This window comes from [Pseudomonas] carboxydohydrogena (genome assembly GCF_029030725.1).
GTDB classification, from domain to species: Bacteria; Pseudomonadota; Alphaproteobacteria; order Rhizobiales; family Xanthobacteraceae; genus Afipia; species Afipia carboxydohydrogena.
This window is the reverse complement of the sequence record NZ_CP113162.1, coordinates 1,664,733-1,675,178: the sequence shown is the minus strand read 5'-3', so window position 1 is coordinate 1,675,178 and position 10,446 is coordinate 1,664,733. Positions and strand designations below refer to the sequence as shown.

Here is a 10,446-nt window from a genome sequence, read left to right as displayed (position 1 = left end):
TAATTCCCTCAAATCGGCACGGTCTGCGGCCGTTTCCATCGCACCCAGGTGGCGACGATCAGGCGCGTGACGGTGAATGCCGTGAACACGGTGGTGACGATGCCGATGCCGAGCGTCACGGCGAAGCCGCGGACCGGGCCCGTGCCGATGTAGAACAGCACGGCGGCAGCGATGAAGGTGGTGATGTTGGAGTCGAGAATGGTCGCGAGCGCGCGCGAGAAGCCCGCGTCGATCGCGGAGATCGCATTGCGGCCGTGGCGCACTTCTTCCCTGATGCGCTCATAGATCAGCACGTTGGAGTCCACCGCGATGCCGACCGTGAGCACGATGCCGGCGATGCCGGGCAGCGTCAGCGTGGCGTTGAGCAACGACAGGACGCCGAAGATCATCGCGACGTTGACCGCAACCGCGATATTGGCGAACAGGCCGAACAGGCGATAGGTCAGCGTCATGAACACGATGACGAGCACCGAGCCGACATAGGACGCAAGCTCGCCTGCCGCGATCGAGTCCTGCCCAAGGCCGGGACCGACGGTGCGCTCCTCGATGATCGTGAGCGGCGCAGGCAGCGCACCCGCGCGCAGCAGGATCGCGAGGTCGTTAGCCTGCTGCACCGTGAAGTTGCCTGAAATCTGGCCAGAGCCTCCGGTGATCGGCTCCTGAATGACAGGCGCGGAAATCACTTCATTGTCGAGAACGATCGCGAAAGGCTGCTTCACATTCTCGGTGGTCGCCTGCGCGAACTTGCGCGCGCCGCTACCGTTAAAGCGGAACGAGACGACCGGCTGGCCAGTGCGCTGATCGAAGCTCGGCTGAGCGTCGGTCAGGTCGGCGCCCGACACCAGCACCTGTTTCTTGATGACATAAGGAATATGCGGCGGCTCGCTGCCCTTCAGCACCTCGGAATCAGGCGGCACCCGGCCCTGAAGCGCCTGCTCGGGCGAGACGGTGGTGTCCACCATCCGGAAGTCCATCTTCGCGGTCTTGCCGAGAATTTCCTTGAGCCGTGTCGGGTCTTGCAGACCCGGCACCTGCACCAGCACGCGATCGACGCCCTGACGCTGGATCAGGGGCTCGACGGTGCCGAGTTCGTTGACGCGCTTCTCGATAATCTGGATCGACTGATCGACGGCCTGCCGGACGCGGTCGAGAATTGCGGCCTGTGGCACGGCGAGGCGGATCAGGCCCCCGCCCGCATCGGACACTTCGAGCGTCCGCTGGCCGCTGCTGCCGAGAATGCCGCCGATCGGCTGGGACAGTTCACGCAATTTCGTGAGCGCGGTCGGAAGATCGGCTTCCTTGACCCTGACCTCGACATTGTCGCCCTTGATGCTGAGGCCGGTATAGCCGAGCTTGGCCTCGCGCAATGTACGGCGCGCATCGTCGCGCACCTGATCGAGCTTGTCCTTCTTGACCGAATTGGCGTCGACTTCGAGCAGCAGATGCGAACCGCCCTGCAAATCGAGGCCGAGCACGAGGCGGCGCTGCGCCCAGGCCGGCCATGTCTTGACGGTCGCCTCCGGGAAGAAGTTCGGCACCGCGCACAGACATACGACCAGAGCCGTAAAAATGACCGCGAGGGCTTTCCATCGGGTAAAATAAAGCATTCGGTCAACCCGTCAGGTCACAGGAAGGCTTGCACCAGGCTTAGCTGGCGACGGCCTCTGAAGTCGGCTCGCCCTTCGAGCGGACGGCGGCGATCATCTGCCGCATCTGGCGAATGCGCACACCGTCGGACACTTCCATCTCGATCTGCTCGTCGTCGACCACCTTGGTCACCTTGCCGACGAGACCGCCATTGGTGACGACAGTGTCGCCGCGGCGGATGTTCTTCACCAGATTGGCATGCTCCTTGGCCTTGCGCTGCTGCGGGCGCAGGATCAGGAAGTACATGATCACGAAGATCATGGCGAACGGCAGCAGCGACATCAGCATAGAGTTGGTATCGCCGGCGGCACCGGCAGCCTGGGCGAAGGCAGGAGTGATGAACATACGCAGTATTCCTTGCTGGGGCTGACCGGCGGAAAGGCCGGGCGGAGGCCGTTCGGAGGGGTAAATTTGCGCGGACTATAGCGGCCAGCGCCCCAATTGCAACGCTGGCCACCCCGTCATTTCCGTGGGTTGCCGGGGCGAGGATCGCTCGCTTAGGGTGCCGCCACAATCAATGGAATCGACCGGAATCATGGCCAAAACCACGCGCAAAACGCTTCCCCGCAAAAACCGCCCGACCCCCAAGCGCGCTCCCGCCAAGAGCGGCGCGCGCAACAACAACCCGGTATTGGCCGCGGCAAAGCGCTCGGCGGCAAAACCGGAGGGAATCGAGGAGCGCATTGCCCGGGCTCTGGAGGCGATCGCGGCCGGCCTGCCGAAGTCGGCCGAGGCAGCCTCGACGCCGGAATCGCTGCGGGCGGCGGAAGCCTTCGTCTGGCAGCCGAACGGGCGCCTGTTGCCGGTCCCGAAGGTCAGCCGCGTCGACCTCGGCCTGCTGAAGGGAGTCGACCGGATGCGCGACATCCTGATCGAGAACACCGAGCGCTTCGCCCGGGGCCTGCCCGCCAACAACGCGCTGTTGTGGGGCGCGCGCGGCATGGGCAAGTCCTCGCTGGTGAAGGCCGCGCACGCGACCGTCAACAACATGGATGGCGTGCGCGGCACGCTGAAGCTGATCGAAATCCATCGCGAGGACATCGAGAGCCTGCCCGCGCTGATGGCGCTTTTGCGCCAGTCCGAATTCAACATCATCGTGTTCTGCGACGACCTGTCCTTCGACGGGCAGGACGCATCCTACAAGTCGCTCAAGGCTGTGCTGGAAGGCGGCATCGAGGGGCGGCCCGAGAACGTCATCCTCTACGCCACCTCCAACCGCCGCCATCTGCTCGCCCGCGAGATGATCGAGAACGAGCGCTCGACCGCCATCAACCCCGGTGAGGCCGTCGAGGAAAAGGTTTCGCTGTCGGACCGCTTTGGCCTCTGGCTCGGCTTCCACCGGTGCAGCCAGGATGAATACCTGGAGATGGTGAAGGGCTATTGCGCCCATTTCGGCGTGAAGCTGCCTCCGGACGAACTGGAACGCGAGGCGCTCGAATGGTCCACTACCCGCGGCTCCCGGTCGGGGCGCGTGGCATGGCAATTCGTGCAGGAACTGGCCGGACGCCATCGCGTCAAGCTGGCCAGGTAAGCTGAAACGAGTGATTTTTCGAGAGTGACGTTTACAGAGCCCGGAGCGGATCGCGCTCCGGGGCTGACAAATCAGAAGAAAGCCTGCCTCTACAGCAGGTCGCCGTTGCGGGCCTGGGTCGGCCCCATCGGCACGCAGGTGCGCTGGCGTTCCCGCCCCGCGATCGCGCCCCTGACACGCATCACCATGCCGGCACCGCACGTCTTGGTATCGACGAGTACCGAGACATAGGGCGGAAGAACCAGCGGTTCGCGTTTCAGAAAGGTCGGTTCAGCGGACGCAGGCGCGGCAAACGCCGCAGCCAGAATGAGCAAAGCCACGATACGCATGACATTTTCCTCAACCAACAGGCGCAACAAGCGCGCCTGCCGGAACTCGTTCCGAGCGGAGCGAAATAAATCCCAGACCGGGAAGATTGGCAACACTGTCGTTGAATCACGCCAGGCGCCGGCATCCCTCACCCCATTGCCGGGGCATGTCCGATGATGGCAGCCGATATACAGGCGGGCGGTGAAGAAAAGGTGACGCATCCGGAGGGTGCGTCACCTTTTCATGAAGTCGAGAAAGAACGGCGTCGATCAGGCGCCGTTGAGGAATTGAAGCGGGTCGACGGGTGAAGATCCTTTTCGGATCTCGAAGTGGAGCTGCGGAGACCCCACATCTCCCGTCTGACCGGATTTGGCAATCACCTGGCCGCGCTTGATGGTATCTCCGCGCTTGACCTCCAGCTCACTCGCGTGGGCATACGCGGTGACATAGCCGTTGGCGTGCCGCACCAGGACAAGATTGCCATATCCCTTGAGTTCGTTGCCCGCATAAGCGACGACCCCATCTTCCGCCGCCTTGACGGGTGTGCCCTCCGGCACCGCAACATTGATGCCGTCATTCTGCTTGCCGTTGGTCTTGGCGCCGTAGCCGGCGATCACACGGCCACGCACCGGCCAGCGGAAGGTCGGCAACGCATTGGTGGCCTCGGCGGTCTTCACCGGGGACTGGGCATGAGCCTGTTCGATTTCCTTGGTCTCGGTCGCCATCCGCGCCTTCTGCACCGGCTCGGCGGCGGCAGTTACCACGGGCTTCGTCGCGACGGGCGACGACTGCGGGGCCGCCGCCACGGCAGGACGAACAGCCTGCGGCGCCGGTTGCGCGACAGCCAGCGTCTTCGACGACGATGGAACGGTGATGCGATCGCCGATCTTGATCTGCGCCGTGACCGGGAGATTGTTCGCCCGCGCCAGTTCCTGGACCGAGATGTGATTGCGGCGCGAGATGTTCATCAACGTGTCGCCCGCAGCGGCGACGTGCACGCTCGATGGCATCGCGGCCGCGCGGGTCGCGGGCGCATGCGAGAGAGCCGGCGCTTCCGCGCGAGCGGCATGCCTCGGAATGATGAGCGACTGTCCGGGCGAAAGCGCCCGTGGGCCACGATAGCCGTTCGCGCGCATGATCTCGGCGGTCGAAACATTATAGCGGCGCGCGAGCCCTTCGATGGTGTCGCTGGTGCCGACGATGATCTTCATCCCGCCTTCACGCGGCGTCACGCTGCCGGTGTGTTCGATCGGGTTCGAGGCTGGCGGCGCATAGGACGACATCCCGCGTCCGCCGCCCGACGTACCCTGGGCCACCGGATACGACAGCGGGGCCGACACCACGGGGGCCGTCGCCGGGCGCGAATATTGCGGCAACTCGCGCTGGGCGTAATTGTTCTGGCGCACCGAACCGGTCGTTTCAGACCGCTGCGAGGCGAAAGGATTCTGTAAGGAGTTGTCCGAGAAGCGCGAGTCGTAATCCGCGCTACATCCGCCAAAGCTGACGGAGACCAGCGCCATCACCGCAAGAGACGGAGCGCGGCGCGCGCCTAACAAATCGAGAAGACGGGACATGGTTACTCACTGGTACGCAACTGGCACTAAATTGAGTAAACATCCGCGCAGTAAATAACCCTTTAAGCATCGCGCATGCCCTTGAACACAAAGGGGTAGCGGGAATTTATGGTTACTATTTTCGTAGCAAGCCGGGTTCCCGCCTCACAGCTCTTTCGCAAGTCCCCTGAGCGCGGGGACGAAGCGCACCGGGATCAGATCATCGCGCACGAGCCCCGCCTCGGTCTTGCGCAGCCGCACGAGTTGCTGCGCGCCATTCTGCGGACCGACCGGCGCGATCAGAATGCCGCCCGGCTCCAGCCGCTCCGTCAACGAGTCCGGAATGTCGTCCATCGCCGCCGTCACGAGGATGCGGTCGAAGGTGCCTTGCGTATCCGGCAGGTCATATCCATCGCCGAACACGACTTCGATATTGTCGTAGCCGAGCGAGGCGAAGCGGCGCCGTGCCGCATCCACCAGCGTGCGATAGCGTTCCATGGTCACGACGATCCGGCACAGGCGCGACAGCACCGCCGCCTGATAGCCGGAGCCGGTACCGATCTCGAGCGCCCGATGCCGCGGATGCGTCCGCAATTGCTCGGTCATATAGGCGACGACGTAGGGCTGGCTGATAGTCTGGCCGCAGGCGATGCCGAGCGCGGTGTCGGCATACGCATATTCCCTGTCGCGGGTATCCACGAAGAGATCGCGCGGCACCTCTTCAAGCGCCCGCAGCACCGTCTGGTCACTGATCCCGCGCCGCCGCAAGGTCAGTTGAAAATTGAGCTTTTCCCGCCCCGATTGCCCTGACGCTGCCATCATCTGCCATCCGATAAACATAGGTTATATCGGATTCTCTCGACTATTTGGTTTTGCCTGTTTTCCGTCCATTCACCGGGAACAAGAACAGGTGACGAACGCCTGAAACCCTCTTATGATCCAGCCCGCGGATCAAGCCTATCCGGCAGTTGGGGATCGAATGGCGAGCAACGGCGAACGGCGGCGATCGGTGTTCCTGGTCGAAGACGAGGTCATGATCAGGATGATGGTCTCCGACATGCTCGAGGAACTCGGCTATCATGTCGCCGCCGAGGCAGGCGATATCGATGAAGCCGTACGTCTCGTTCAGTGCACCAATTTCGACATCGCCATTCTCGACGTCAACGTCAACGGCAAGGTGATCTCCCCGGTCGCCGAAGCCGTGCAGATGCGCAATCGCCCATTCGTCTTCGCCACCGGCTACGGCGTGCAGGGATTGCCGGAAAAATTCCGCGACCGCCCCGCGCTTCAGAAGCCCTTCCAGATGGAAACGCTGGCGAAGATGATCGAGATCACGCTGCGCGGCGAAGCCGCGTAACTTCAGAACAACGTCTTCAATTCTTCCGAGAACGCAACGTCGGTGCGGTCGAGCCGCAGCGGCGTTACCGTGACGTAGTGGGCGTCGAGCGCGAACAGGTCCGTGCCCTCGGCCGGCGGATCGATTTTCTCGAACGCCTGAAAGCCGATCCAGTAATACGGATTGCCGCGACCGTCCTGACGCCCATCAATCCGCAGGAAGCCCTGATTGCGTTTGCCCTGGCGCGCCACGGCAATGCCGCGCACCTCGTCCGGCGCGCATGGCGGGAAGTTGATATTGATGACGGTGTCGCGCGGCACGCCGAGCTTCATCACCTTGCGGATGATGTCAGCGCCGAACTTCAACGCAACATCCCACGGCGGCCGCTCGCGGTTCTCGCCGCCCTCGAACGCCTGCGAGAGCGCGAACGAGGGCAGACCGAGAATGGTGCCTTCCAGCGCGCCCGCGATGGTGCCGGAATAGACGACATCCTCGGCGACGTTACGGCCCCGGTTGACACCTGAGATCACAAGGTCCGGCCAATGCGGCATAACATGGCGCGAGCCCATGATGACGCAATCGGTCGGCGTGCCGCGCACGGCGAAATGACGGTCATCAATCTCGCGCAGGCGCAAGGGATCGTTCAGAGACAGCGAATGCGACACGCCCGACTGATCGAGTTCGGGCGCCACGATCCAGACATCGTCCGACAATTGCCGCGCGATCTGCTCGTTGATCGCAATGCCCGGAGAATGGATGCCGTCGTCGTTGGTGCAGAGAATGCGCATCGTCTCAATTGTCCTTCGCGATCACTTTCAGACCGCCCATGTAAGGTTGCAGCACGTCCGGCACCGCGATCGAGCCATCCTCCTGCTGCCAGGTTTCCATCACCGCGATCAGCGCACGGCCGACCGCCGTGCCCGAACCATTCAGCGTGTGCACGAAGCGCGGCTTGTTGTCCGCGCCGCGATAGCGCGCATCCATGCGCCGGGCCTGAAAATCGCCGCATACCGAGCAGGACGAGATTTCGCGGAACATACCGCCCTCACCCTGCCCCGGCATCCACACTTCAATGTCGTAGGTCTTCTGCGAGGCGAAGCCCATGTCGCCGGTGCACAGCGTCATCACGCGATAATGCAGGCCGAGACGCTTCAGCACTTCTTCCGCGCACGCCAGCATGCGCTCGTGCTCGTTCTTCGATTCTTCGGGCGTGGTGATCGAGACCAGTTCAACCTTGGTAAACTGATGCTGGCGGATCATGCCGCGCGTATCGCGCCCCGCAGCTCCCGCTTCCGCGCGGAAACACGGCGTCAGCGCGGTGAGCCGCATCGGCAGTTCTTTTTCGTCGAGAATGGATTCGCGGACAAGGTTGGTCAGCGGCACCTCGGCGGTGGGGATGAGCCAATGAGTTTGCTCCGTCCTTAACTTACCAATCCGCTCATTGAACTCTGAAACTAAATGCTCTTTCCGCTGCCGCTTCTCTTCATCGGTCAACATTTGCAGATCTAGAAGAGATGTTTTTTCAAAGAAAAAACCGATCATTTCTTCTAGCTCAGGTTTCTTCTCTTCCAACGAAAGCTGTCTGGTCGCCTCGAACTGATCCTCCCGAAACTTCGGCAACTGTGCCGTGCCGAACATCGCATCGTCGCGCACCAAGAGCGGCGGATTGACTTCGGTGTAGCCATGCTCGCCGGTATGCACGTCGAGGAAGAACTGGCCGATGGCCCGTTCCAGCCGCGCCAGTCCCTTCTTCAAAACAACAAAGCGCGCGCCGGACAGTTTCGCCGCCGTCTCGAAATCCATGAAGCCGAGGCCTTCGCCAAGCGCGACATGCTCCTGCGGTTTGAAGGAATAGCTGCGCGCCGCGCCATAGATGTGATGCTGGACGTTGCCGTGTTCGTCGGCGCCATCGGGCACCTCGTCGAGCGGCAGGTTCGGAATCTGCGCGAGCGCGGTTTTCAGCTCGTCCTCGAAACCCTTGGCGGCAGCTTCCAGTTCCGGGAGTTTCGCCTTGAGGGTTGCAACCTCGGCCATCAGCGCGTCGGCGCGCGCGCTATCCTTGTTTTTCTTCGCCTCGCCGATTTCCTTGGAGGCTGCATTCCGCCGCGCCTGCGCCTGCTCGGATTCCTGAATGGCGCCGCGCCGCTTCTCGTCAATCGCGAGCAATGAGGCCGACAACGGCTCAAGGCCCCGGCGCTTCAGGGCCGCATCAAAGGCGGCGGGGTTGTCGCGAATGGATCGAATGTCATGCATGGCGGATATCCGTCGCGGGCCGGAAGTGGCCGCGGCTGTCAGAATACGGTGGGGTTAGAACAACTCGGCGGCGTGCGGAAGCCCGAATCGCAGGGGTTTCCGCAAGAATAGCAAAGCAGACAGGCCGGGTCTTATTCCGCCGGCGGCAGCGCTGGCGGCGTCTCGGACGGCGTTTCCGGCGGCGTCTGGGCCGCCTTTCGCTTCGCCGCGTTCTTCTCGACGATGGAGACCGCGATAATCGAGCCTTCGTAGAGGATCAGAAGCGGCAGCGCGAGCGAAGCCTGGCTGATGACGTCGGGGGGCGTCAGCACCGCCGCGATGATGAACGCGACGACGATGAAATACCGCCGCTTGCTCCGCAGTTGCGCCGCCGTCAGCACGCCGATCCGCCCGAGCAGCGTCAGCACCACCGGCAACTGGAACGCGACACCGAAGGCGAACACCAGCGACATCATCAGCGACAAATATTCGCCGACCTTGGGGAGGAGCGCGATCTGCGCCGTCTCCGCGCCGCCCATCTGCTGCATGCCGAGCGAGAAGCGGATCAGCATCGGCAGCACGAGGAAATAGACCAGCAGTGCGCCGAGTATGAAGAAGATCGGGGTCGCGATCAGGTATGGCAGGAACGCGCCGCGCTCGTGCTTGTAGAGACCGGGCGCGACGAATTTGTAAATCTGCGTCGCCACGATCGGAAACGAGATGAACCCCGCACCGAACAGCGCGAGCTTGAGCTGGGTGATGAAATATTCCAGCAGCGCGGTGTAGATGAACTTTGAATTCTCCGGCCCTGCGACCCACACGAACGGCCACACCAGCACGTTGTAGATCTGCTTGGCGAACACGAAGCACAGGATGAAAGCGAGGGCGAAGCCGAGCAGCGCCTTGATGAGCCGCGAACGCAGCTCGATCAGGTGCTCCATCAAAGGCGCCTTGCTGGCTTCGATCTCGTCGGCGCTCATGAGGCTTTGGATTCCGGCGCGGTGGGCGGCGCGTCTGGGGTCTCTTTCATCAGAGCGGATGCCTGTCCCTCAACAGGGGTCGCGGCAGGTTCGGAGGCGGAAGCCGTATCTATGGGCGGCATGTCCGCGGCAGGCGTATCGGAGGTGGCTTGCGCGGAGCGCTGCTCTTCCTGTTCGCGCTCGCGGGCGTGTTCTTCCAGCGAGGCCAGCAATTTCGTCGGGTGCAGGTCGCGCGACGCGGCGCTGATGTCGTCGAACGACTTCTTGATGTCGGCCATTTCGGCTTCGCGCATCGCCTCGTTGAACTGGCCCTGGAAGTCGGACGCCATGCGCCGGGCCTTGCCGACCCACTGCCCGATCATGCGCAATACGCCGGGCAGTTCTTTCGGACCGATGGCGATCAGCGCGACCACGCCGATGACGACCAGTTCACTCCACCCGATGTCGAACATGAATCATTCCGCTTCGCGTGAGCGCCGCTTCGCTGTCGCGATGTAAGTCCGGCGTCGCTCAGACGGCGTTGCTGCCGACATCGTGGCGCTGCGCGTTCGCCTGCGGCGTCGTGGTGCTGTCGATGGTCTTCACCGGCTCGGACTTCTCGGCCGGCTTGTCGTCGTCAGCCATGCCCTTCTTGAAGGCCTTGATGCCCTGCGCAACGTCGCCCATCAGGTCGGAAATCTTGCCGCGACCGAACAACAGAAGGACCACGCCGATGACGACGATCCAGTGCCAAATGCTCATCGAACCCATAGTGTCCTCCACCTGAACGCTTTGCCGGCTGAGCCGGCCAATTGGCTCCGAACCTAGGCGCTGGAGGGTCCGAAAACAAGGACTTAAGCCGGATTGCGACGTTCAGGC

General features: G+C 62.8%; 12 protein-coding genes. 2 read left to right on the top strand and 10 right to left on the bottom strand.

Going from position 1 to position 10,446, the window contains the following annotated elements; all coding sequences use genetic code 11:
* Window positions 1–8: 8 nt before the first annotated feature.
* Window positions 9–1,607, bottom strand: a complete 1,599-nt coding sequence (gene secD / locus AFIC_RS08270) for a protein translocase subunit SecD (RefSeq protein WP_275245781.1) — start codon at window positions 1,605–1,607, stop codon at window positions 9–11.
* A gap of 40 nt (window positions 1,608–1,647) precedes the next feature.
* A complete protein-coding gene (gene yajC, locus AFIC_RS08265) occupies window positions 1,648–1,992 on the bottom strand; it encodes a preprotein translocase subunit YajC (protein ID WP_275245780.1) in 345 nt (114 codons plus the stop codon).
* A gap of 190 nt (window positions 1,993–2,182) precedes the next feature.
* On the opposite strand from yajC, the gene AFIC_RS08260 reads away from it, so the two are divergent.
* Window positions 2,183–3,178, top strand: a complete 996-nt coding sequence (locus tag AFIC_RS08260; protein ID WP_275245779.1) for an ATP-binding protein — start codon at window positions 2,183–2,185, stop codon at window positions 3,176–3,178.
* Between the two features lie 89 nt (window positions 3,179–3,267).
* Here the strand turns inward: AFIC_RS08260 and AFIC_RS08255 are convergent, their stop codons facing one another.
* The 3 genes from AFIC_RS08255 to AFIC_RS08245 all read right to left on the bottom strand — a co-directional run bounded on the left by AFIC_RS08255 (window position 3,268) and on the right by AFIC_RS08245 (window position 5,859).
* On the bottom strand, window positions 3,268–3,507 hold the full coding sequence (locus AFIC_RS08255) for a hypothetical protein (RefSeq protein ID WP_009340672.1): 240 nt from the start codon (window positions 3,505–3,507) through the stop codon (window positions 3,268–3,270).
* Window positions 3,508–3,756: 249 nt separating this feature from the next.
* Window positions 3,757–5,061, bottom strand: coding sequence for a peptidoglycan DD-metalloendopeptidase family protein (locus AFIC_RS08250; RefSeq protein WP_275245778.1), 1,305 nt, complete (start codon window positions 5,059–5,061; stop codon window positions 3,757–3,759).
* A gap of 144 nt (window positions 5,062–5,205) precedes the next feature.
* The gene (locus AFIC_RS08245; protein WP_275248670.1) at window positions 5,206–5,859 is read right to left on the bottom strand and encodes a protein-L-isoaspartate(D-aspartate) O-methyltransferase; all 654 of its coding nucleotides are present in this window, start codon (window positions 5,857–5,859) and stop codon (window positions 5,206–5,208) included.
* A 160-nt stretch (window positions 5,860–6,019) separates the two neighbouring features.
* On the opposite strand from AFIC_RS08245, the gene AFIC_RS08240 reads away from it, so the two are divergent.
* Window positions 6,020–6,397 (top strand): response regulator, encoded by a 378-nt coding sequence (locus tag AFIC_RS08240; protein ID WP_275245777.1) that lies wholly within the window; start codon window positions 6,020–6,022, stop codon window positions 6,395–6,397.
* Window positions 6,398–6,399: 2 nt separating this feature from the next.
* Here the strand turns inward: AFIC_RS08240 and surE are convergent, their stop codons facing one another.
* The 5 genes from surE to AFIC_RS08215 form a co-directional block, all read right to left on the bottom strand.
* The gene (surE, locus tag AFIC_RS08235) at window positions 6,400–7,164 is read right to left on the bottom strand and encodes a 5'/3'-nucleotidase SurE (RefSeq protein WP_275245776.1); all 765 of its coding nucleotides are present in this window, start codon (window positions 7,162–7,164) and stop codon (window positions 6,400–6,402) included.
* 4 nt (window positions 7,165–7,168) lie between these two features.
* On the bottom strand, window positions 7,169–8,629 hold the full coding sequence (gene serS / locus AFIC_RS08230; RefSeq protein ID WP_275245775.1) for a serine--tRNA ligase: 1,461 nt from the start codon (window positions 8,627–8,629) through the stop codon (window positions 7,169–7,171).
* Window positions 8,630–8,760: 131 nt separating this feature from the next.
* Window positions 8,761–9,588 carry a twin-arginine translocase subunit TatC gene (tatC, locus tag AFIC_RS08225; protein ID WP_275245774.1) on the bottom strand — a complete coding sequence of 276 codons (828 nt, stop codon included), beginning with the start codon at window positions 9,586–9,588 and terminating at the stop codon, window positions 8,761–8,763.
* Entirely contained in the window at window positions 9,585–10,040 is a 456-nt protein-coding gene (tatB, locus tag AFIC_RS08220) for a Sec-independent protein translocase protein TatB (protein WP_275245773.1), read from the bottom strand. Before tatB ends, tatC begins: the two co-directional genes overlap by 4 nt.
* 58 nt (window positions 10,041–10,098) lie before the next feature.
* On the bottom strand, window positions 10,099–10,338 hold the full coding sequence (locus tag AFIC_RS08215) for a twin-arginine translocase TatA/TatE family subunit (RefSeq protein ID WP_009340680.1): 240 nt from the start codon (window positions 10,336–10,338) through the stop codon (window positions 10,099–10,101).
* Between the last annotated feature and the right edge of the window lie 108 nt (window positions 10,339–10,446).

Bases quoted from the DNA above. Each gene is read 5' to 3' on its own strand.
- secD (WP_275245781.1), bottom strand. From the start codon at position 1,607: ATGCTTTATTTTACCCGATGGAAAGCCCTCGCGGTCATTTTTACGGCT.
- yajC (WP_275245780.1), bottom strand. From the start codon at position 1,992: ATGTTCATCACTCCTGCCTTCGCCCAGGCTGCCGGTGCCGCCGGCGAT.
- AFIC_RS08260 (WP_275245779.1), top strand. From the start codon at position 2,183: ATGGCCAAAACCACGCGCAAAACGCTTCCCCGCAAAAACCGCCCGACC.
- AFIC_RS08255 (WP_009340672.1), bottom strand. From the start codon at position 3,507: ATGCGTATCGTGGCTTTGCTCATTCTGGCTGCGGCGTTTGCCGCGCCT.
- AFIC_RS08250 (WP_275245778.1), bottom strand. From the start codon at position 5,061: ATGTCCCGTCTTCTCGATTTGTTAGGCGCGCGCCGCGCTCCGTCTCTT.
- AFIC_RS08245 (WP_275248670.1), bottom strand. From the start codon at position 5,859: ATGGCAGCGTCAGGGCAATCGGGGCGGGAAAAGCTCAATTTTCAACTG.
- AFIC_RS08240 (WP_275245777.1), top strand. From the start codon at position 6,020: ATGGCGAGCAACGGCGAACGGCGGCGATCGGTGTTCCTGGTCGAAGAC.
- surE (WP_275245776.1), bottom strand. From the start codon at position 7,164: ATGCGCATTCTCTGCACCAACGACGACGGCATCCATTCTCCGGGCATT.
- serS (WP_275245775.1), bottom strand. From the start codon at position 8,629: ATGCATGACATTCGATCCATTCGCGACAACCCCGCCGCCTTTGATGCG.
- tatC (WP_275245774.1), bottom strand. From the start codon at position 9,588: ATGAGCGCCGACGAGATCGAAGCCAGCAAGGCGCCTTTGATGGAGCAC.
- tatB (WP_275245773.1), bottom strand. From the start codon at position 10,040: ATGTTCGACATCGGGTGGAGTGAACTGGTCGTCATCGGCGTGGTCGCG.
- AFIC_RS08215 (WP_009340680.1), bottom strand. From the start codon at position 10,338: ATGGGTTCGATGAGCATTTGGCACTGGATCGTCGTCATCGGCGTGGTC.